The sequence below is a fragment of the Asticcacaulis aquaticus genome (genome assembly GCF_028550415.1).
GTDB classification, from domain to species: domain Bacteria; phylum Pseudomonadota; class Alphaproteobacteria; order Caulobacterales; family Caulobacteraceae; genus Asticcacaulis; species Asticcacaulis aquaticus.
This window is the reverse complement of sequence record NZ_JAQQKX010000019.1, coordinates 22,138-43,649: the sequence shown is the minus strand read 5'-3', so window position 1 is coordinate 43,649 and position 21,512 is coordinate 22,138. Positions and strand designations below refer to the sequence as shown.

The following is a 21,512-nucleotide window of genomic DNA, read 5'->3' as shown; positions in this document are numbered from 1 at the left end:
TACGGCGACCCTGGGGAATATTGGCCATGCACAAACTTACGAAACCTATGTCGTATGCGCGGGCCCACACCCGCGCTCTTTTTCTCACCGTTTTGATGAGCGGCTCGGCCCTGAGCTCTGCGGTGATGGCCGATCCAGCTGCGCAAAAACGCGCCGCCGGGATCGAGGCGCGGATGACGCTGGATGAGCGCATCGCCATGGTCAACGGCACCTGGCCCGTGCCGTGGGTTACGCGTACCCCCGACAATCCGCAGCCCGAAGACGCCATCCCCGCCGCCGGTTATGTGCCGGGCGTCAAGCGTCTCAATATCCCGCCCCTGTTCGAGACCGATGCGTCATTAGGCGTGACCAATCCGTCCGATGTCCGCCCCGGCGACCACGCCACCGCCCTGCCCTCGGCATTGAGCACCGCCGCCAGCTTCAATCCGAAACTGGCCTATGAGGGGGGCGCGATGATCGCCGCCGAGGCCCGGGCCAAGGGGTTCAATGTGCTCCTGACCGGCGGCGTCAATCTGGCTCGCGATCCGCGCAACGGGCGCAATTTCGAATATTTCGGCGAAGATACGCTCTTGTCAGGCGTCATGGCGGGCGAAGCCATTCGCGGCGCGCAGTCGCAAAAGATCATCGCCACCATCAAGCATTTCGCCGTCAACGATTCCGAGACCAACCGCGACTGGTCGAACAGCGTCATCGGCGAACAGGCCATGCGCGAAACCGACCTGCTGGCGTTCCAGATCGCCATCGAACGCGGCAATCCCTATTCGGTCATGTGCGGCTATAACCTCGTCAATGGCGACTATGCCTGCGGCAATGACCACCTGCTCAACGGCGTCCTGAAACGCGACTGGGGCTATAAGGGCTTCGTCATGTCCGACTGGGGCGCGGTCAAGGCGACCGATTTCGCGCTCAAAGGCCTCGATCAGCAGGCGGCCAAGGAACTGGATGCCCAGCCGTGGTTCGGCGCGCCGCTGAAAGCCGCCGTGGAAACCGGCGACGTCCCGCCTGCGCGTCTGTCCGACATGGTCCGCCGCATTCTCTATGCGCAGATCGCTTCGGGCGTGTTCGATTCGCCCCCGCAGAAGAGCGAGATCGACTACGCGGCCCACGCCCGCATCAGCCGCGCCGCCGCCGAAGAGGGCATGGTCCTGCTCAAGAACAGCGGCGATATCCTGCCATTGGGTCGCGAGGCGCGCACCATCCTCGTCATCGGCGACTACGCCGAAAAGGGCGTCCTGTCCGGCGGCGGTTCGTCCAACGTCACGTCTGTGTCAGGGCAGCCGGGCGTTCCCATGAGCGGCGAAACCCTGTTCGCGCAATATGTGAGAGAACAGTACCACCCGTCCGCGCCGCTGGCCGCCATCCGCGCCCGCGCGCCCAGGGCGACCGTCCTGTTCGACAATGGCCGCAACGCCACCGAGGCCGCACGCAAGGCCGCCAAGGCCGACCTTGTCATCGTCTTCGGCAATCAGTGGATGACCGAGTCCATCGATGCCCCGAACATTGACCTGCCGCGCGGTCAGGACGCGATGATCTCCGCTGTCGCCGAGGCCAATCCGAAGACCATCGTCGTGCTGCAAACCGGCGGACCGGTCACCATGCCGTGGCTAAGCAAGGTGCCCGCCGTCCTTCAGGCGTGGTATTCCGGCGCTCAGGGCGGTGAAGTGATCGCCGATATCCTGTTCGGCGATGTCAATCCGTCCGGCCATCTGCCGATGACCTTCCCGGTCAGTCTGGCGCAGACCCCACGCCCGGATCTGCCCGGTGTCGATCTGCCGGAAAAGGTCCAGTTCGACGTCGTCTATCATGAGGGCGCGGATATCGGTTATCGCTGGTTCAAACGCACGAAACAGACGCCGCTGTTCCCGTTCGGCTTCGGTCTCAGCTATACGACGTTCAGTTACAGCGACCTGAACCTCAGTGGCGGCGATCAGCTCAGCTTCAGTTTCAAGGTGACCAATACGGGCCAGCGTCCCGGCAAGGCGGCGCCGCAGGTCTATCTGACGCAGACGCCCGACGGCGAGACCCAGCGCCTGATCGGCTTCGATAAGGTCGATTTGCAACCCGGCGAAACACGCACCGTTACCCTCCGCGCCGATCCGCGCCTGATCGGGCAGTTCGACACGCAGACACCGGGCTGGGTGGTCAAAAGCGGCACCTATGGCGTGGCGCTGGGCGCATCGGCGACCGACCTGATCGAAACCGGGACGGTCAAGCTGAAGGCCAAACGCCTCAAACCGTAGATTTTTTCTGGTCGCGATATTGTAGCCAAAAACCGCTTCACACTTTTTGGCATATCGCTCTGATCATCTGCCGACAAGTTTCAAAACGCCGTCAGACAAGACCTGTCTGACGGCCCCGGCTACATCGGAAGCCAAACCTTTTCAAACGGATATAATATGCCCGATTCAGCCCAGCCCCTCACCTCGGCGACTCAGCCGACCCTGTTCATCCCGCACGGTGGCGGGCCCTGTTTCTTCATGGACTGGTCGCTGATGGGCGAACCGGCCAATACCTGGGACAAGACCGCCGACTGGCTGAAGAACCTCGCCACGACCCTGCCGGAACGCCCCAAGGCGATCGTCGTCATTTCCGGTCATTGGGAAGAGGCCGTCTTCACCGCCGCCACCGCGCCGCAGCCGGAGATGATCTTCGACTATTACGGCTTTCCGAAACACACCTACGAACTGAGCTATCCGGCGCCGGGTTCGACCGAACTGGCCAACCGCATCGTCGAGCTTCTGACCGAAGCCGGGATCGCCGCCAAAACCGACGCCAAACGCGGTTTCGACCACGGCGTCTTCATCCCGTTCCTGCTGGCCTTCCCGGATGCCGATATCCCGGTCGTGCCCTTGTCGCTTAAGCGCAATCTCGATCCGGCCGAACACATGGCGGCGGGCAAGGCGCTGAAAAGCCTGCGCGACGAAGGCGTCCTGATCGTCGGTTCGGGCATGAGCTATCACAATATGCACGCCTTCCGCACGCCGTCGGCCACGGCCCCGTCCAAGGCGTTCGACGACTGGCTGACTGCGTCTCTGGCGCAGGACGACCCCACTGTGCGCACCGACGCGCTCAACCACTGGGCCGAGGGTCCCGCCGCGCGCAACGCCCACCCGCGCGAAGAACACCTCCTGCCCCTGATGATCGCCGCCGGTGCCGGTGACGACGACAAGGGGGCGCGCATCTTCTCCGACGTGGTCATGCAGGCCACCGTTTCCGCTTTTCGTTTTGGGTAGTTTTTTTGCGCTCAGAGGCCGCGCAGGCTCCTCGCTTTGCTCGGGCGGTCGGTCGCCCTTGCCGGGGTTCAGTTCCTGAACCCCGGAAATTCATAGTAACTGGACAAGACCATCATGACCTATCCCAATACCTTAATCTTCGTCGATCTGGCCTCCGACGACCCGGAAGCCACCGGTCAATTCTATGCCGAGGTCTTCGGCTGGACCAACGAAGGCCGCCCGGCGGGCGTCTATCACCGCCTCGTGCCCGGCGAGAATTTCAAGAACAAGGACGGCAGCCAGAGCCAGATCGGCAACCTGCACATCGGCATCTTTAATACCAACAATGCGCGCCCTTACCCAACAGCCGAAGGCGCGGGCACCAAGGCTCTGAGCCGCGGCGACCACAAGGCGCGCCTGTGGGTCCTGGTCAGCGACGACGATACGCCGGAACGCATCCTCGACGCCGCTACCTCGCGTGGTGCCAAGCTCCTGTGGAAAGACCACTACTGGAAAGAATTCAACGGCTATAACTACGCCTTCGAAGACCCGTGGGGCAACGAGATCATCCTGTGGGGCAAGGCGGGCGAAAATCCGCAAATCCCGGATGGCTACACCAAGGAATAAATAGAAAAGGGGCCGTTTCCGGCCCCTTTTTTAGTCTTGGTTCACCCCGATCCACGACGGCGCGATGGCCACGCCGTGCCCGGCCCCATAGGCCAGATAGATGTTGAGACCGGCAACCGGCTCCAGATAGCGGGCGTTCTTCAGGCCCCCGGCATCCACCGGCGCAAAACCGAGCGAACCGACCAGTGCGATGACTTTTGCCTTGGCATCGGCATCGTCACCGGCGACAAAGACCGGCACCGTGGTCTCACCGATGGTCGCGCCTGCCGCTAAAACCTGCGCCAGAATCGTATTGAAGGCCTTGACGACCGTGATGCCCGGCACGGCGGCAGCGATCTCTTCGGCGGCCGAGGTCGAATAGCCGAGCGTCAGCCCCATATAGTCGGCGGTCAGCGGGTTCGAGATGTCGACGACGATCTTGCCCGTTAGGCCCGGAATGGCGCTCAGAGCCGCCACCGCGTCGCCGTAGGCCGTGGCATTGATGACGACATCCGCCGAAGCGATCTCGTCTGCCGCAACCGCCGTCGCGCCGGTCGCAGCGGCCAGAGCCTCGGTCTTCGCCGCATCGCGACCGAGGACGAACACCTCATGACCGGCTTTGACCAGATGGGTGACAAGACCCGATCCCATATTGCCAGTACCTATAACGCTGACATTCATGCAAAGCTCCTTCGTTGGGTGAACGCACGGCGCGATCCCCTGGGTTAATAAACAAATTTTTCAGTGACTTATGGTCTGTGACGCACCGAGGCCACGACGGCGGCGATATCGTCTGCGCCCCTGCCCTCGGCCATCGCGGCTTCGAAGCTCGTCAGGGCCGCCCGGACGGTGACCAGATCGACCCCGAGAGACCCCGCAGCGGCAATGGCATAGACCATGTCCTTGGCCTGCAGGGCGACCTGAAAATTCGGGCGGTAATCATCGGCCATGACGCGTCCCGCGATCATCTTCACCATCGGGCTGCCCGGCGAGCCATCGAGCAGCGTCTCCACCGCCTGTTCCAGATTGAGACCCGACCGATCGATCATCGCAAAGGCCTCGGCCAGAGCCGCGACCTGCACCCCGCCCATGAAGTTGTTGATCAGCTTGAACATCGCGCCGCTGCCTGACGGGCCCATATGGACCACCTTGCGGCCCAGGACCTCAAGCGCCGGACGCACACTGTCCAGCGTCTCTGACTCACCGCCCGCAATGAAGACCAGTTGCCCGGTCTCCGCATGCGGCTTGGTACCGGTCACGGGTGCATCCAGCGGCTTACCGCCCGACGCCGTCACATGCCCGGCCCACGCGGCGATCCAGTCCGGCGTCAAGGTCGAGGCCTCCAGACAGACTGCTCCGGCCCTGATGCCCGCCAGTGCGCCCTCATCCCCCAGCCACAGATGGCGCGACGCCGCGTCATCTGTGACCATGGCCATGATCAGATCGGCCCCTTCGGCCGCGTCCCGAGGGCTTGCGGCGATCCGGGCGGCCCCGGCAAACGGTGCGGATCGCTCAGGATTGCGATTGAAAACACTGACCGTGAAGCCCGCCTCAATAAGGCGACGGGCCATGGCCGACCCCATGATGCCGAGACCGAGAAAAGCGATGGAAGCTGTCATGGACGCGTCTTACCCTGATTATCCGTGGTCGGCCAGCAGGCGCGGCACCGGGGCATCCTTGATGCGGAAGAAACCGAGATTGTCTTCGGTCTGGCCTTCGCGCGGCTTGTGACGCACCTGAACGACGCCGTTCTTGCCGAAGCCGTCGATGACCGGGCGGTCGCCCTGACGGCTCAGCCACAAGCGCAGCAGGTGACGACGGCGCTGAGGCTCCGGATAGTCGTGATAAAGGGTCCGCGCGTGAAGGGCGGCGTAGTTCGACAGCCACTGAATGTCGCCGGGGCGGAAATCCATCTCGATGGCCATGCCGGGTTCGTAGGTGATCTTATCGAACAGTTCCAGTACCTCGATCTGCTCGGGCGTAAGCTTCGGCACGCCCTCATATTCCTGCGCCGTCAGGATATAGAGCGACCCCGCATACATCGAGAAGACGCCATCGGTCAGGTTGATGATCGGCGAGGTATAGGTGTCGGCCGGCGCATACTTGTCCTGACGGCGCCAGTCCCAGTGATAGGGCTCGAACAACAGCGGCGCCAGGTCCGGGCGGCGACGCAGGATCTCGTTATATATCTCGGCCCCCGACACGAGGCACGACGCGCCACCCTCTTTGGCCGGACGCAGGCACATCAGCGACACGACGTCCGACGAATCCGAATGGAACACCAGATAGTCGCGCACCTTCGACGACTTCGCCGTCGGATCGTCCATCATCTTGTCCGACGTGGCATAGACCGAGTCGATCAGGTCGCCCTTTTCGTTCTGGCGGATCGGGTCGCCCATATAGAGGCCGAGAATGTAATAGATCGCCGCCGACAGGGCGTCGGAATAGAGGTGCGTACGCAAACCCCGCACCAGCACGAAACCGCGACCGGAATCGACGTCGCGCCCCCATTCCTTGATCGCGTCGAGGCATTCGACCAGCGGATATTCTTCCTTCTGCACAAAGCGCAGATCGGGGTCTTCTTCGACGAAACGCGTCCCCAGCGCCTCCAGTTCGGCGATCTGGGCTTCGGACAGCATATAGACCCACGAGTCGGATTTCGACAGGACATCACCGCGCCATGCGGCAGCGGTCGTGATTTCTTCCAGCTTAAGCGCCGGGGCGTCGACAGTAGCAGTAGTCATGAGACGATCCTCTGGGTGATCCGAATGGTATGTCCGGACCCTAACAGAGGGGCTGCGTCGTCTCTTGTCCCCGCGGGCCTGATTAATTGACCGGAGCCGTATGAATGCGCCTACAGGCAAGACGCCGGCTCAGATGATCAAGTTTTCAATCGATCACGCATTCAATGTCCGCTTTCTCAGCCGCTCTTAGTCGCTATTAGGTCCGCAATGGGCCAACGGCGGTCATTTACCGCACCCATAGTTGCCCTGCCAAACTGTGAACCTTGACTCTCCCTCGCATTTGGAACAAAAAGTGAACTTAATTTCGAGAAAGTCGGATGCGGTTCTCCACATGCCAAAGCCAAAAGCCTCCCCAGATAGAACACCCTCTCCGGTTTTGACGACCCTACGGCAACAGATTCAGACGCTGGACGGTAGTCAGGGCCGTGCGGGGAACTTGGCTTTCGGTCTGCCTGAGATCGACCGGCGGCTTCCGGGTGGCGGGCTGGCTATGGGGGCGTTGCATGAGGTTTCAGGGGATGCGCGGGGGGCCGTGGATGGGGCTGCGGCGGCGTTGTTTGCCGCGGGGATTGCTGCGCGGACGACGGGTCAGGTGTTGTGGTGCGTGACACGAAACGATCTGTTCGCGCCGGGTCTGGCGCAAGCAGGATTGACACCGGAACGGTTGATCTATGTCGAGGCGGGTGACGAGAAGAGCGTGCTGGCCTGTTGTGAGGAGGCTTTGCGACATCGTGGTCTAGGCGCCGTGGTCGGCGAGGTGTCGCGCCTTTCGCTGACATCGTCGCGACGGCTGCAACTGGCGGCGGAAGGTCATCCGGTGTTGTCATTGATCGTGCGACGCTGGGGGCGCGAGCAGGATGCGGTGGCCTTCGGTCAGCCGACGGCGGCCGTGACGCGCTGGCGGGTAAGTCCCCTGCCCTCTGCGCCCTTGCCGGTGCCGGGTTTGGGAGTAGGCTTGGGCCGGGCGCGCTGGCGGCTGGAACTGCTGCGCTGCAAGGGCGGAGACCCCGCCGTTTTCGATGTGGAGGCCTGCGATGCCAAGGGTCGTCTCGCTCTGGCTGCCCCAGTGGTCCATCGACCGCTGGCGGTGTCAGACCGTGCGGAACACGGGCACGTCCGGATCGCCTCCTGACGCGCCTATTGTACTAAAAGGTACGGATGGCCGCCGCCGTGTGGTGACCGCCGCCAACCGCCCGGCTCTGCGCGGCGGCGTGCGGATCGGTATGCCGCTCACTCAGGCTCAGGTGCTGGTCGAAGGCCTTGTCGCACATGACGCCGAGCCTGAGCGAGACGCCGAAGCGCTGGAGGTACTGGCGCAGTGGGGATTGCGTACCTTTTCGCCCTTGGTCGCGCCCGATGCACCCGACGGGCTGATTATCGATGTGACCGGCGCCGATCACCTTCATGGCGGCGAAGCCGACCTGCTGCGCTACATGGTGCAGCGATTGGCCGGGCAGCAGATCGAGGCCCGTGCCGCTATCGCCGATACGCGTGGTACCGCGCATGCGCTGGCGCGGTTCGTGGCGCGACCGATCCATCTGTGCCCACCCGGACAGACAGCGGCAGCATTGGCAGCATTGCCGGTCGCCGCGCTGCGGGTGACGGCGTCTCAGTTGCAAAGCCTTGGTCAACTGGGGTTTGAGACCGTCGGCGATCTGATGCATCAGCCGCGCGCGCCTCTGGCCAAGCGCTTCGGTCCCGATCTAGTGCGCCGCCTCGATCAGGCGCTGGGTCATACCGCCGAGCCGATAGAACCGGTGCATCTGCCCGACGTGATCGCGGTCGAGCGCGGCTTCTTCGAGCCCATCGGCGCGCCGGAGACTCTGGCGCGCTATACCGGCAGACTGACCGCCGATCTGTGCGAACGGCTTGAGGCCAAGGGTCTGGGCGCGCGACAGGTCGATCTCTATTTTACCCGCGTCGATAATCGCATCGAGGCCATCCGGGTCGGCATGGCAAGGCCCGTGCGTGACGCGGCGCGTCTGACACGGCTCCAGTGTGAAAAGCTGGATACGGTCGCCCCCGGTTTCGGCATCGAGCGCATGCGACTGGTCGCCACCGAAGCCGAACTTCTCGCCCCGGTTCAGGTCTCGCACACCGAAGACAACACGATCGATCTGGCGGCCCTGATCGACGTGCTCTCAAACCGCATCGGCGATGGACGGCTTTACCGCCTGACGCCTGTGCAGAGCGATGTCCCTGAACGCGCGGCCCGCCGCAGCGATCCTCTGGAAGGGATGGCAGCGGACTGGGCAACGCAATGGCCTCAACAGTGGCCACGCCCAGTGCGGCTCTTCCCAAAGCCGGAAGCCATCCGGACGCTGGCGCAACTGCCCGACCATCCACCGACGCACATCATCTGGCGCGGCACGCGTTACCGGGTCACCGCCGCCGATGGGCCGGAGCGCATCTTCGGCGAATGGTGGCTGCGCGACGGTGAGATCACCGCCGTGCGCGACTATTTCCGCGTCGAGATCGAGACCGGCGAACGGCTGTGGATCTACCGCTCCGGCGACGGCGAAGACGCCCACACCGGCGATCAGAACTGGCATCTGCACGGGATGTTCGCATGAGTTACGCCGAGCTTCAGGTGACAACGCACTTTTCCTTCCTGCGCGGGGCCAGCGCACCGGACGAGTTGTTCGCGCGCGCCGCCGAACTGGGCATCTCAGCGCTGGGCGTCGTCGATCGCAACAGCCTCGCAGGCATGGTGCGGGCCTGGGTCGCGGCGAAGGACAGCGGTGTGCGACTCGTGCCCGGTTGCCGTCTCGACCTGCGCGACGGCATGTCGATCCTCGTCTATCCCACTGGCAAGCGCGCGTGGGCGAACCTGTGCCGCCTGCTGTCTCTGGGCAAGGGCCGCGCCGGTAAAGGTCGATGCGATCTGGGCTGGGATGATGTCGAGGTCTGGCACGAAGGGCTGCTGGCCATCCTGATCCCCGACGCACCCGACGAGACCAGCGCCCGGCAACTGCACCGCCTGAAGGCGCTGTTCGGCGACCGGGCCTATATGGCCCTGACCCTGCGGCGGCGACCGAATGACCAAATGCGCTTGCACGGCCTGTCGGAACTGGCCGACAGCGCCGGGGTGCCGACTGTTGTCACCAATGACGTCCTGTTCCATGCGCCTGAGCGGCGGCTGTTGCAGGACGTGGTGACGTGCATCCGCCACACCTGCACCATCGACGAACTGGGCTTTCGGCGCGAGCGCCATGCCGACCGCTACCTCAAATCGCCCGACGAAATGGCGAGGTTGTTTCCACGGTACACGGAAGCCTTGGCCCGCACGCAGGAGATCGTCGCGCGCAGCACATTCGACCTTGGCGATCTCGAATACCAATACCCCGATGAAACCACCCATCCGGAATTAACGCCGCAGCAGACGCTGGAGAAGTTTACGTGGGAAGGTGCCGCGGCGCGCTACCCCAAGGGCGTCTCCGACAAAGTGAGGACGCAACTCGACAAGGAGCTGGGGCTGATCGGCAAGCTCGGCTACGCCGCCTACTTCCTGACCGTCCATGCCATCGTCAAGTTCGCCCGCTCGCAAGACATCCTCTGTCAGGGCCGTGGTTCGGCCGCCAACAGCGCGGTGTGCTTCGTCCTTGGCATCACCGAGGTCAATCCGATGGAGCACGACCTCCTCTTCGAGCGCTTTATTTCGGAGAACCGTAACGAGCCGCCGGATATCGACGTCGATTTCGAGCACGCCCGGCGCGAGACGGTCATGCAGTGGGTTTTCGACACCTATGGCCGCAACCACGCCGCACTGGTGGCGGTCGTCAGCCGCTACCGCACACGTGGCGCCCTGCGTGATGTCGGCAAGGCACTGGGCCTGACCGAAGACCTGCTGAAGGCGCTGTCGTCGCAATACAGGCATTGGGCCAGCAGCGTCGATCGCAAACACCTCGACGGGCTGGGGCTGAACCTCGCCGACCGACGTATCCGTTTGACGCTGGAACTGACCGAGCAATTGACCGGCTTTCCGCGTCACCTGTCGCAGCACCCCGGCGGCTTCGTCCTGACCCGCGACCGGCTGGATGATCTCTGCGTCATCGAGCCGGCGGCGATGGCCAATCGTCAGGTCGTCGAATGGGACAAGGACGATATCGACGCCTTGAAGTTCATGAAGGTCGACTGTCTGGCGTTGGGCATGCTGACCGCTATGAAAAAGAGCTTCGAGTTGCTCAAGGCGCACAAGGGCCTCGCCATCAACGGGCGGTCCTGGAACATGGCCGATATCCCCGCCGACGACACACCAACCTACGGCATGATCTGCAAGGCCGACACAATCGGCGTCTTCCAGATCGAAAGCCGCGCCCAGATGTCGATGCTGCCGCGTCTGCGGCCGCGCAAATTCTACGATCTGGCTATCGAGGTCGCCATCGTCCGCCCCGGTCCGATCCAGGGCGACATGGTTCATCCGTACCTGCGCCGTAAACACGGGCTGGAAAAACCGGACTATCCGCATCCGGATGTCGAGGCCATTCTGGGGCGAACCTTCGGCGTGCCGCTGTTTCAGGAGCACGCCATGAAGGTCGCCGTGGTCTGCGCCGGCTTTACCGCCGACGAAGCCGATCACGTACGCCGCAGCCTCGCCACCTTCAAGCATACCGGCGGCGTGAAGAATTTCCGCGATAAGATGACCAAGGGGATGCTCGACCGCGGCTATGACCCCGCCTATGCCGAACGCCTGATCAAGCAGCTTGAAGGCTTCGGCTCCTACGGCTTTCCGGAAAGCCACGCCATCTCCTTCGCCATGATCGCCTATGCCTCGTCGTGGATGAAGTGTCACCACCCGGATGTGTTTCTCTGCGCCCTGCTCAATTCTCAGCCGATGGGGTTCTACGCCCCGGCGCAACTGGTCCGTGATGCCCGTGACCACGGCGTCGAGGTGCGCCCGGCCTGCGTCAATGCCTCGCGCTGGGACTGTACGCTGGAGCGCATTCCGAAAAGTGGGAACCGGTTTTCGGAATCGGATGCGCGACTAAGCGAAAATGAGCGCAACGGAAAGAACTTTGCCGTGCGGCTGGGCCTGCGCATGGTCAAAGGCCTGTCAGAAGCCGACATCGCACAGCTCGTCCTGACGCGCGAGGATACGCCCTTTGCCTCCATAGACGACACATGGCGGCGTAGTGGTCTGCCCGCCTCGGCCCTCGCCAAACTGGCCGAAGCCGACGCCTTCCTGCCCTCGCTCGGTCAGTCCCGCCGCGAGGCCCTATGGACGTTGAAGGGCCTCAATGACCGCCCCCTGCCCCTGTTTGCCGCCGCCGAAGCGCAGGAAACCTTCGAACCCGCTGTCGCGCTCCGCCCCATGACCGCAGGTCACGAGGTGGTGGCGGACTACGGGCATGTCGGTCTGTCGCTCAAGGATCATCCGGTGAAGTTCCTACGCGGCGAACTGACGGCACGCGGCGTGGACACGTGCAGAGACGCCACCGCCAAACCCGATAAAAGCCGTGCCGTCGTCTCAGGTCTGGTGCTGGTGCGCCAACGTCCGGGGACGGCCAAAAACGTCACCTTCATGACCATCGAGGACGAGACCGGCAGTGCCAATATCGTCGTCTGGTCAAGGCTCTACGAAGCCCAGCGCCGCACCATCATCACGGCGCGCATGGTCGCCATCGCCGGGCAAATCCAGAAGGAAGGCGAGGTCGTGCACCTTGTCGCCGAACACGTCAGCGATCTGTCCGACCTGCTCGACAGCGTCAGCGACCGCAACGACGCCTTCCGCCTGCCGCACGGACGCGGCGACGAGTTTCGTACCGGCGAACCCGGCCCCGACCCGCGTACGCTGAAACGCACGGGCAGTCGCGCCGCTCAGTCGCCCCCGATCCTCGTCAAATCGCGGGATTTTAAGTAAGCAGGATTCACAAAAAGGTTGTGGAGTGATCCACGGCCTTTTTATTTCGCTTTGGCCACGTCACCTGCTCCCGGTAACGGGTGCAGGGTCTGCGACCCTGATGGTACGGGCAGCCGGACTCGAACCGGCATGGATTACTCCGACGGATTTTAAGTCCGAAGAAAGTGACTGAACGATATGACTTTTCCTTCAAACCCACAAAGAAAAAGACCCTTTCCTTTCATATACTTACAGAGTTCCGTCAAACCAAAATCGCCACTGATCACTGGACAATTCAAATCGAGGAGCAGATGAGTTTAACCGATTGATCACTCCCCTCTCCAGACTGGCGATAGCAAAGTAACAGGCCACCCTTAAGCACTACGATGCCAACGTACTTATAAACAATACTTTCCAAGGTCATGGATCGGCAAATGCGGGCAACCGCATTCAAGCGTTTTCAGGGATTATCTATAGGCAAGAAGAAGGACCTAAGTTAATTAAACAAATCACTTTGATGGGCATTTTTTACTTTTTTTGATTTCGAATTCTTGGAAATCCCGATGTTAATTTCAGTTTGCAATTTCTGGAATGATATAATCTCCGATTTACATATGTTTTGCAACAATTCCTCTTGACGCGTCTCTAGCCGCACTAATCGCTCCAATACATGGATTAGATTTATCAAGTCAGTCGTGTATTCATCGAGCCAATGGTCCGGAGCGATTTTTTCTAGGTCAGATGGCTGTCGCCGTTCTCCGATCATTGGACGGCTTCTATCTAGCTTTCGGTAGCTAAACCATTGTCTTATAACATTTCTACCCCCCACTTCATATTCAAATGCCTGTTGGGAAACGTTTTCCACGTAACCACCGCCTATATGGAGCCGTCGATAACCGGCATCATATGAGATCTCGTCCGGAAGGGGGCTTGGACTGCCGGGAATTGCACCCTCAAGTGTAATTATCGGGCTATCGGATTTGGGCAGTCTTGGGGGAGAAGATGGTCTACCTGCTTGGGGGTCTGTGAAGCGCTCACCGTAGCAATGTAACCACGCCACCTCTTTCCCAATCTCCACTGCCTCCAAGAACAATGATTTCTCCGCGGTTAGCGGAAATCGGATTTGTGGGCGGACCAACTCCGACGAGAACAGCCTTGTGAAGCCAGGATAAGCTGTTACTGCGCAAATGTATGCGAACACATCTTCGGCACCAACTTGCATTTCGAATAACTCAGAGAGGTAAGTCATTAGCGCCGGCTGTACGTTCGACAGGGAACCAGTCGCGTCTCTCCAAAGCGGATAGACACGACCTCCTGAAGACCCTTTGTAGAAGTTCATATCAGGCAAAAGTCCTGAGACAGTCAACGCGGGGCCAGTTTCGGGATGGCGAGTTTCAAGTGCGAACAGATATGCCTGCCGGGGACCAAAGCTCCTCCACAGCTCCGGCCGCGCCGATAGCAACAATCTGTTGTCAGGAATAATCCATTGTCGATCAAACGACCTAAAGCCAATACGGACCGGTTTAACGACCGGCCCGTCATCCGCGGCTACGGAATGAGCGCGATGCTCATGCCCGACCAATCCGTCTTTCACAACTTTTTTGGTGTGTCGATCGGCAAGTTGCCCGTCCCTAAGGGTAGGAAAAAACAAATCTTCCTTCTTTTGAGGGTCCTTCTCACCAACTAGACGGTCCCACCTTTTGCGTAAACTCTCAACATCGGGAGCCACGACCCAAGTACGACCAGGCAAAACCCCGGAACTAGATTCCACGAAGCAATCAGCAACCGGAACGAAGTGCGTCCAAGCACCGCTGCCTTCTGGTAAAAATGAGTCGCGCCAGCCTTTTGGAACCTCTAGCCAATCCTTATCAGCTAGCGACGTTTGCGAAAGAGCTGTGAACTTGAGTTCCCTGTCGCCCTGCGGGAGAGCTTTGTAGACGACATCACCGGCGACAGATCGATCCTTCCCAGCTTTTCTTACTGCAAGTACGATGGCTATCGGCTGTTGCACACCTTGGAAAATACGAGTTCCCACATCGGGTTGGTGTCCCTCCGGGGTGCAATTGATCACCCAGATTTTTGTACAGTCTTTCCGCAGGTCTTCCCGCATGCGCTGAAAGCCCGGTCCGTCCAGAAAAGCAGATGCAGTAATGAAACAAATAACGCCCGATTTATCCTCACACTTTTCGCCCGTTGTTAATTCATGCCCAGAACCAAATACTTTCCAAGTAGCCCAACGCCAAAAGAATATGTAAAGGTTCTTCAAGTGTTTTGAATGTTCGCTTAAACCCCATTCTGGCGGCGGAGACCAAAGGTCCATAGGTGACGGGTAACCGGTGCTACCTTTTTCGATCCAACCGCCTTTTCCTTTAGCCTTGTCTTTATATGGCGGGTTGCCCATAACTACCGTTATGGGCTCGCTTCGCTTGATCTCGTTCGCAGCTCTCCTCGACTCGCCAATCGGTTGGGTCATTTGGGAAAAATGTGTGGTCGCCTCGTACGGATCGCCAAGCGTGTCAGTCACATACAATCGGGGAGCGCGCGTCTCTGCTACTTCTCCTATTGAGTTCGCCGTAAGCGAATGAAGCTCAGCAATGAGACGGAGCTGGGCAACCGCAAATGGGCCAAACTGCATTTCAAAGCCAATTAGGCGTTCAATAGAAGCCGCAATTGCGGCAGGTACAGCTCCGGGACCAATATCATCTCGGACAGTTTGTGCGATCTTTTGTAGCGCACCTAACAAATAAGCTCCGGTGCCTACCGCCGGATCGACAACGGTAACGTCTTTAGATGCGAATCCTTGCGGCAATGAAAACAGATTTTCATCTCTGAGGGCTTCATCCACAAAACGAACCATCGCCTCAACAACTTTTGGAGGCGTATAATAGGAGCCGGTCTTTCTTTTCAATCTACTGTCGTAAGCTTGAAGAAAGTCTTCGTAGAAATAGAGCCATGCATCACTGTCATCGTGCGTCAGAACAGACCAATTGACCTCATTCAAAACCCTTGATAAGGCTTTTAAAGCGCTGTTCAAAGCTTTTTGATTGTTGGGATCATCCGTCAAAAGTCGCAATGCTGTTGCAATTAGCGAGTTTGTCTTTCTTAGTTCTATTGCAGCTCGCTCTATACCGTATTTAAGCTCAATATTTCTCGCACGAGCTACCAACAAGCCAAACGTTACAGCCTGAGCGTAACCATCGGCGAATTGATCATCGGTGGCATTTGGAAATAGCAACGCTCTCCATTCAGCAGCAAGCGACGTAAGCCCTGGATTTCCGCGCTCCAGTTCTTCACTGACCTCATCCCGAAGTAGGCGACACAAACGCGCTGTTATTTCGGCGAGCTGCTCAGTACTATTGGGAACAATTGGATTCCAGTTCAAAAAATTTGAAACAAGAGATAATAAAGCTGCGGGAGCTTTAAGCAAATTCCCAGATTTGCGAACATCCCCTTCCAAGAATATTACTTCACCTTGAATTTTTCCATCTTGCCAAAGGCTAAACGAGTTTCCATCCGTATAAATTATGTTCGGTAGTAAGCACAATTTGCTCCATTGCTTTTTGTCATGTTCGTCGGTAAAATTCAAAGGGTTACTACCCTTTCCCGGCGCTTTTACTTCTATGAATCCTACAAGCGCATCTTTGACTGTCACAGCATAATCAGGACGAGTTGCAAGCGCGCTTAGTGTGGTCTCACCAACGAGACTTATCTGGTCGCTTTGGTAACCAGCCAACAAGCTCAAATCCTTTATAAGCTTTTCTAAAGGACTCCGAATTTGGTCCTCAGGCGCGCCAGAAATAGCAACATTAGAAAGTTTTTGCTTCGACGCCTGCCCGAAAGAAGCAATTACGCTTTGAAAGGTTAGATTCTCTGCCAATTTCGTAGGTCCTAAAATGTTCTTGCGTCGCGCCGATTCACAATTTTGACGCTACCCCAAAATGCTTGGCCTCGACAACTGCTCATGAACTGACACACGCTACCGCCACTCCGGAGAATGCAAAAGGTCCGTGCCTCGCCTACGTATGCCCCGTTGAGGCGCCCCCACTCGATTGGGAAACCCTTGAAGCCGTCCACAAGAGGCTGCCTTATTTGATGGACGCCGAAATAATGAGGCGGTAATTTTCAAGGGTCATAGACCCAAGCGAGACACTTTATCATGAGCGCCATAGTCGGCTACGCCCGCGTTTCCTCTTCCGGACAATCTCTTGAAGTTCAGCAGAGCCAACTCGAACAGTCTGGCTGCACGAAGATATTTGCCGAGAAAAAATCAGGGACGACCACCGAAGGGCGCGAAGAACTTGAACGCGCCCTCGATTATGTCCGCGAGGGTGATGTCTTTGTCGTGACCCGCCTTGACCGTCTGGCGCGCTCTATCACCGACCTCCGGCAGATCATTGACCGATTGACCGCCAAGCGTGTCGATTTTCGCTGCCTCCAGCAGTCCGGCCTCGACACGACAAAAGCGGAAGGACGCTTAATGCTGAACATTCTCGCCAGCTTCGCAGAGTTTGAAACCGAACTCCGGAAAGAGCGTCAACGCGAGGGTATCGACAAAGCGAAGGCTGCGGGCGTTTACAAAGGGCGCCCCAAGACTATCAGCGCCGAACAGGTCAAAGCGCTCCGGGACGAAGGCGTCGGTGGTACAGAGATCGCCAAGCGTCTCGGTATCGGTCGCGCTTCTGTTTACCGTATGCTTACGGGTGGTTAAGATACGCAAAGTTAACGCTGACCGTCAAACCAACCCGGTCCATCCTCTGAAAGCCGAGTATCGACGCCATTATCGGTTAACCATGCGCTCCACTTACCGAGAAACTCTTGATACCCTTCCACCGAGATGCGCAAAATGCGAAGCTCATTCTTACGTTTTACGCTCGGAAAAGCTGCAAATGCGAGCATGTGAGTGGCGTCTTCACTTTGCCGCCCATAGCTATCTAGGTAGGCAATACCGCCATGTGACAGAGCGTTCCTGATACACTTGAGAACATTTTTCGTAAGGGCTGCTCCCGCGTCTGCCTTCGCCTTATCAGAATTGAGCGTTTCGAAAATCTGATGATCCCAATTCTTTGCAATATTAAAATAACGGGTACTGTCGATATACGACCATTGATCAGTCGACCAAAAGGGTGCATCCCCGAATTTCGAATTATCGGATAAGCTCTCTTTTAAGCGCTCATTTACTTTCACTTTGCGGTCTAGCTCTGTGTCGTCAGCCACACCTCCCCTATCCTGCATCGGTTGATATAGCCGCTCATAGGGTAAAACGATCATGGGAGTGGACATCGCCAAAAGGAAAGTGGTTGTAAGCGGACCGCGCCAACGCTGGGCAAATTCATCTCTAGCCGTCATTCCTACAAGCCCGTCGATCAAATGTTGGCAACGACCGACAAGTTCCAAACTGTAATGCTTTGGACGCCCCATTCACCCTCCAAATTCATGCCGGCAAACACAATGCAAATCCTGAGGCACTACACAACGGTAAATTGTGCGGCAGCAAGACCTCAACTAGCCAAAAATTTCCCGACGGATGAGCAAAAACGTCAACCACGTCATCGTGAACTCATCTGACCTTTGAAGGTTACGACAAGACATTAAGCCATGCAATGCTTACAGCCATCCCGAATTGGTTACAGGGTGGGACGACGAACGGCACAAGGGTGAAAGAATGGAGCCTTCAAGCCGTCCACAGAAGGCGGCACGAGTGTATGGGTGGTGGGTGGGCGTCGTGATAAAAATTTCAAGAGGCAACAGCCGAAATAAAGGCAGCAATATCAGCATATTTCACGTCGATTTTTGACGCTGGCGGTGGTAACATAGTAGCCAACTGACCTCGTTGACATGAGGGCCATAGCGCAGGGGAAGATAGCCGACGCCCCTCGGCACCACCCTCTCCGGGACGTAGACCGGATGGATGAGCAAGCGCAGCGACTGGTATCAAAGACCATTCAGACGCGGGTGCGGGAGCGTCCACTTTTTAAGTGACCCCAGCTTTGCCGATGAGAACCTGAAAGGACGAGCGAAAGCTCGGCGTTCCGGAGATTGAAGGTAAGTCTCCAGAGCGTGCTTCCGCCTAAAGCGGATAACCGAACGGCGAAAGCCGGGATTCAGGACTACGCACGGGAGAATGGGTTCCGCCTGTGCTCGACTCGTCACGTCGTAATGTCCTTCACCATCTCATTCTTGAGTATCCCCCCACCTACAAAGACCTCTCCGGAGGTTGAGCCCCTAGCGCTCTTCTTTGTAGGTGGGGGGATTTCTCTATACCTTCGGTACATCCCGGTAAGCAAATGACCTACATTAACAGGAAGCAGACTGGAGCGCAGCGAGCAACGCGAGCGTCAGGCGCGACAGTTCTGCTTCCTTGGCGCCGAAGGCGCCTAATGCAGAAACAGAACTGAGAATATAGTTTGTATCTGTAAAACAAAAACGCGCCTACGGCGCGAAGAAGATCGCTCGTCAGCAACTCCGCCTCCGGCGTCGTGCATTCCGGCGATCTTCTATAAGCACTATCAACAGTTAAAAGGAATGATTTATGAGCCTTGCAGAAGCGCTTAAAAAACAAGGGATTGTAAATGATAAACCATTGTCTAAAGAAGACGTCATCAGTGACAAGAGCATATTAAAATCTCTTGATCATTACCTGACAGTAATAAATCCAAGAATTAGAATTTCGAAGTCGGGTGATATTTTTATTGATAGTCAGAGGTCACTCCCATCTGAAATTGAGACATATTTTCAAAAATCAAATATGATTGCCTTTCTGTTATTTAAATCAGAAATTGATAAATTAAATATGGGCGATTACAGTGGATACCCGGAAATAAGCTCAACAAATAAAATTGATAATGATCATTTAAAACTACTTCCATTGGCTATATGTTATAGAATAAAGTTAGCCATAAATGAGCGCAACGGCCCTATATATGAGCAAGCACGGAAATTAGCTGAAACTTGTTAGGTTATATCTGACAAATACAGCATTTTACTCGGCATGGACAATGCACCCAGTATCTCAAGATGGGTCCGGCGGTGGTGAGAGGTGAGATAAAGACCGAAGTCTTAGAAATCGGCGTCACCTCTTCACCCTGTTGGAGTTTCTCGGGGGACATAAAAAATTAAGGCCCCTTATACAGTGACACCTTACAGCCTAGACCACCGGCATGACGGACGAACACGAGATCAGCAAGCCGCAAAATCGCCATCAAAGTAACGACGTTATCTCGTTGTTCATTTATGTTTCGATAAGTTCAGTCGAAAAAGATTTTTTCACGCGTTGACGGCATAGAGTGCCTTCAGCTTCCGACCGTATTAACTAGATAACACAATGGTCACGGAAGCAGATATAAGACCGACTTAGTTGATGTCTCCGGTCCCTCATTATTGGGAGGCTGCTGACTTTTGAGATATTTTCTGGTATAAAATACTTACATGGGGAGACATGACTGTGATCGAGACCAATATCTCCAGCTATCGTAAGTACTTGCTAACTGAAATGTGTGGTGTTGACGGTGGCAATCCCGGAACTCCCGAAAGCCCCTCGACTTGGTTGCTGGGTCTTGAGCCGGGCAAAGCCAAAAACGATGCGTCTTCTGAGAGCCTTTATAGCCAAAAAGCTCGCGCATATGATATCGACTTGCAACTAACGTGGCGCTTTAACTGCCAAGCGTTTCACTTGCTCGCAGCTATAGAAGGCTCAAACAACAGCTACGAAGATTTCGCGCGGCTGCATCAGCCGTTTGCCACGTCCGAATCTCGGTACTTCAAAGCCAATTTGTACCCCCTGCCGTGCAACAACATGGCAGACTTTCCAGACGAGGCAAAACTTAGAACAGGTTTCGCGGATAAGGTCTCTTACAGACGCTGGGTCGAAGAAAACAGATTTCAAGTCATCCGGAAAATGATCGATAGGTGCCAACCAAGACTGGTGATTGCCACAGGCACCACATATCGAGCGAAGTTTGAATCAATCACCTTCGGCGATGTCGGGAGCCTAGCGTTTCACGACATACCGATCAAAGGGCGGTCAAAGCGAGTATATCAGAGACGTGAAGGCGAACGACACCTATTCGTTATTCCTCACCTATCCGGCGCGTATGCGCTCAACACGCCAGAAGCTGCCAAAGTCGTCGGTGCGTTTGTTCGCGGACAAATACGCTCTGAATGACTCAAGGAAGCTCGCTTGAGGTGCTCGGCCCGTTTTAGATGACGGCGGTGCGCTCCACATACTTGCCCGCCTGCGACGCTTAGGGGAGTCGCCACGGGGAATGTGTGTTGAGGTCATTACAGTCCAACTCACGGGACATAGATAAAAGCCGCTCCGGCACTAGACTGTGCCGGATGGCATACTTCAAAGCCACGACCTTGTTCAAAAAAGCACCAGACCGATCCGTGAAGCCGAATTTGAGTTCGCCTACCCGATTCAACCCTAACTTAGAAATCGTACCGACAATCTGTGCATGATCCCCGCCAAGCCGGCCAATAAAAATCTGCCGCTTGGATATCCAAGTAGGATCAGAGATCACGACTGGAACCAGAAAGCGCTCTCTTAAGGCACCCTCCAGTCCGAACTTTGAGAGGTCGCCCTGTCGGTGATACCAAGACAACGGGTCTCGTCCTGAATAGGTCTCTCCCCCCTCCAAAAACGCCTTCAGACTAGCGGCCAAGCCGTCGGCGTCATCAAGCTGGCATCTGAAAACGACCTCAACACGAACCCCAAGCTTTTCAACCGCAACAGTCACCAAATCGAGAAGCCGAGTGTTCTCCTCCTCCGCCGCAAGATGGCCTTCGCTCTTCTCCCGGAGCGCATAGCAGTCATGCTCGAAGCCGTAGGCGGAATCGCAGTTACAAACGAATACCACCGCCCGAAACTTCGGAAGATAAAAGTGCGGTCGCCCCGGAAGACTGGCGTCGTTTCGAGTGTATCTGAAGCCCTGCCGGTGCATGAGCGCTCCCACGGCAGAGATATATTTTTCAGCCCGGCCTCTAGGCTCAACAACGAATTGCCCGTTGTCGTCACGAGTAACGGCAAGCCGTCTGCGCCAATCCCTCGATGATAGATTGCTGTTTAACAAGGCTTTTCCACATCACTCATTCGCTCAAAGTCGAGCGTCGCGA

The 21,512-nt window shown here is 57.5% G+C and carries 15 protein-coding genes; 9 read left to right on the top strand and 6 right to left on the bottom strand.

What is annotated here, in order from left to right:
* Nucleotides 1-26: 26 nt before the first annotated feature.
* From PQU92_RS17320 to PQU92_RS17310, 3 genes are all read left to right on the top strand, one after another.
* Nucleotides 27-2,240, top strand: a complete 2,214-nt coding sequence (locus tag PQU92_RS17320; protein ID WP_272749552.1) for a beta-glucosidase — start codon at nucleotides 27-29, stop codon at nucleotides 2,238-2,240.
* Between the two features lie 156 nt (nucleotides 2,241-2,396).
* The gene (locus PQU92_RS17315; RefSeq protein WP_272749551.1) at nucleotides 2,397-3,233 is read left to right on the top strand and encodes a DODA-type extradiol aromatic ring-opening family dioxygenase; all 837 of its coding nucleotides are present in this window, start codon (nucleotides 2,397-2,399) and stop codon (nucleotides 3,231-3,233) included.
* Nucleotides 3,234-3,347: 114 nt separating this feature from the next.
* Nucleotides 3,348-3,839, top strand: coding sequence for a VOC family protein (locus PQU92_RS17310; RefSeq protein WP_272749550.1), 492 nt, complete (start codon nucleotides 3,348-3,350; stop codon nucleotides 3,837-3,839).
* 30 nt (nucleotides 3,840-3,869) lie between these two features.
* Here PQU92_RS17310 and PQU92_RS17305 read toward each other — a convergent pair whose 3' ends face one another.
* The 3 genes from PQU92_RS17305 to PQU92_RS17295 form a co-directional block, all read right to left on the bottom strand.
* The gene (locus tag PQU92_RS17305) at nucleotides 3,870-4,499 is read right to left on the bottom strand and encodes an NADPH-dependent F420 reductase (protein WP_272749549.1); all 630 of its coding nucleotides are present in this window, start codon (nucleotides 4,497-4,499) and stop codon (nucleotides 3,870-3,872) included.
* A 68-nt stretch (nucleotides 4,500-4,567) separates the two neighbouring features.
* Nucleotides 4,568-5,437 carry an NAD(P)-dependent oxidoreductase gene (locus tag PQU92_RS17300; protein ID WP_272749548.1) on the bottom strand — a complete coding sequence of 290 codons (870 nt, stop codon included), beginning with the start codon at nucleotides 5,435-5,437 and terminating at the stop codon, nucleotides 4,568-4,570.
* Nucleotides 5,438-5,455: 18 nt separating this feature from the next.
* On the bottom strand, nucleotides 5,456-6,562 hold the full coding sequence (locus tag PQU92_RS17295; RefSeq protein ID WP_272749546.1) for a TauD/TfdA family dioxygenase: 1,107 nt from the start codon (nucleotides 6,560-6,562) through the stop codon (nucleotides 5,456-5,458).
* 436 nt (nucleotides 6,563-6,998) lie between these two features.
* Between PQU92_RS17295 and PQU92_RS17290 the strand changes: the two genes are divergently transcribed.
* From PQU92_RS17290 to PQU92_RS17280, 3 genes are read left to right on the top strand one after another with little or no spacing between them, the layout of a single operon-like run.
* On the top strand, nucleotides 6,999-7,694 hold the full coding sequence (locus PQU92_RS17290; protein ID WP_438263834.1) for an ImuA family protein: 696 nt from the start codon (nucleotides 6,999-7,001) through the stop codon (nucleotides 7,692-7,694).
* Nucleotides 7,597-9,135 carry a DUF6504 family protein gene (locus PQU92_RS17285; protein ID WP_272749544.1) on the top strand — a complete coding sequence of 513 codons (1,539 nt, stop codon included), beginning with the start codon at nucleotides 7,597-7,599 and terminating at the stop codon, nucleotides 9,133-9,135. The genes PQU92_RS17290 and PQU92_RS17285 overlap by 98 nt, the downstream gene beginning before the upstream one ends.
* Entirely contained in the window at nucleotides 9,132-12,422 is a 3,291-nt protein-coding gene (locus PQU92_RS17280; RefSeq protein ID WP_272749542.1) for an error-prone DNA polymerase, read from the top strand. The genes PQU92_RS17285 and PQU92_RS17280 overlap by 4 nt, the downstream gene beginning before the upstream one ends.
* A 475-nt stretch (nucleotides 12,423-12,897) precedes the next feature.
* Here the strand turns inward: PQU92_RS17280 and PQU92_RS17275 are convergent, their stop codons facing one another.
* Nucleotides 12,898-16,278 (bottom strand): type ISP restriction/modification enzyme, encoded by a 3,381-nt coding sequence (locus tag PQU92_RS17275; protein ID WP_272749541.1) that lies wholly within the window; start codon nucleotides 16,276-16,278, stop codon nucleotides 12,898-12,900.
* A gap of 279 nt (nucleotides 16,279-16,557) precedes the next feature.
* On the opposite strand from PQU92_RS17275, the gene PQU92_RS17270 reads away from it, so the two are divergent.
* Nucleotides 16,558-17,109: a recombinase family protein gene (locus PQU92_RS17270; protein WP_272749540.1), complete on the top strand. Its 552-nt coding sequence runs from the start codon at nucleotides 16,558-16,560 to the stop codon at nucleotides 17,107-17,109.
* Between the two features lie 11 nt (nucleotides 17,110-17,120).
* Here the strand turns inward: PQU92_RS17270 and PQU92_RS17265 are convergent, their stop codons facing one another.
* A complete protein-coding gene (locus tag PQU92_RS17265) occupies nucleotides 17,121-17,819 on the bottom strand; it encodes a HEPN family nuclease (protein ID WP_272749538.1) in 699 nt (232 codons plus the stop codon).
* 1,111 nt (nucleotides 17,820-18,930) lie between these two features.
* Between PQU92_RS17265 and PQU92_RS17260 the strand changes: the two genes are divergently transcribed.
* Nucleotides 18,931-19,356 carry a hypothetical protein gene (locus PQU92_RS17260; protein WP_272749537.1) on the top strand — a complete coding sequence of 142 codons (426 nt, stop codon included), beginning with the start codon at nucleotides 18,931-18,933 and terminating at the stop codon, nucleotides 19,354-19,356.
* A gap of 486 nt (nucleotides 19,357-19,842) precedes the next feature.
* A complete protein-coding gene (locus PQU92_RS17255) occupies nucleotides 19,843-20,562 on the top strand; it encodes a hypothetical protein (RefSeq protein ID WP_272749536.1) in 720 nt (239 codons plus the stop codon).
* A 79-nt stretch (nucleotides 20,563-20,641) separates the two neighbouring features.
* Here PQU92_RS17255 and PQU92_RS17250 read toward each other — a convergent pair whose 3' ends face one another.
* Nucleotides 20,642-21,340: a PDDEXK family nuclease gene (locus PQU92_RS17250; protein WP_272749535.1), complete on the bottom strand. Its 699-nt coding sequence runs from the start codon at nucleotides 21,338-21,340 to the stop codon at nucleotides 20,642-20,644.
* Nucleotides 21,341-21,512: the final 172 nt, after the last annotated feature.

Excerpts from the sequence above, each read along its gene's own strand:
- PQU92_RS17320 (WP_272749552.1), top strand. The coding sequence starts at position 27 with ATGCACAAACTTACGAAACCTATGTCGTATGCGCGGGCCCACACCCGC.
- PQU92_RS17315 (WP_272749551.1), top strand. The coding sequence starts at position 2,397 with ATGCCCGATTCAGCCCAGCCCCTCACCTCGGCGACTCAGCCGACCCTG.
- PQU92_RS17310 (WP_272749550.1), top strand. The coding sequence starts at position 3,348 with ATGACCTATCCCAATACCTTAATCTTCGTCGATCTGGCCTCCGACGAC.
- PQU92_RS17305 (WP_272749549.1), bottom strand. The coding sequence starts at position 4,499 with ATGAATGTCAGCGTTATAGGTACTGGCAATATGGGATCGGGTCTTGTC.
- PQU92_RS17300 (WP_272749548.1), bottom strand. The coding sequence starts at position 5,437 with ATGACAGCTTCCATCGCTTTTCTCGGTCTCGGCATCATGGGGTCGGCC.
- PQU92_RS17295 (WP_272749546.1), bottom strand. The coding sequence starts at position 6,562 with ATGACTACTGCTACTGTCGACGCCCCGGCGCTTAAGCTGGAAGAAATC.
- PQU92_RS17285 (WP_272749544.1), top strand. The coding sequence starts at position 7,597 with ATGCCAAGGGTCGTCTCGCTCTGGCTGCCCCAGTGGTCCATCGACCGC.
- PQU92_RS17280 (WP_272749542.1), top strand. The coding sequence starts at position 9,132 with ATGAGTTACGCCGAGCTTCAGGTGACAACGCACTTTTCCTTCCTGCGC.
- PQU92_RS17270 (WP_272749540.1), top strand. The coding sequence starts at position 16,558 with ATGAGCGCCATAGTCGGCTACGCCCGCGTTTCCTCTTCCGGACAATCT.
- PQU92_RS17265 (WP_272749538.1), bottom strand. The coding sequence starts at position 17,819 with ATGGGGCGTCCAAAGCATTACAGTTTGGAACTTGTCGGTCGTTGCCAA.
- PQU92_RS17260 (WP_272749537.1), top strand. The coding sequence starts at position 18,931 with ATGAGCCTTGCAGAAGCGCTTAAAAAACAAGGGATTGTAAATGATAAA.
- PQU92_RS17250 (WP_272749535.1), bottom strand. The coding sequence starts at position 21,340 with ATGCACCGGCAGGGCTTCAGATACACTCGAAACGACGCCAGTCTTCCG.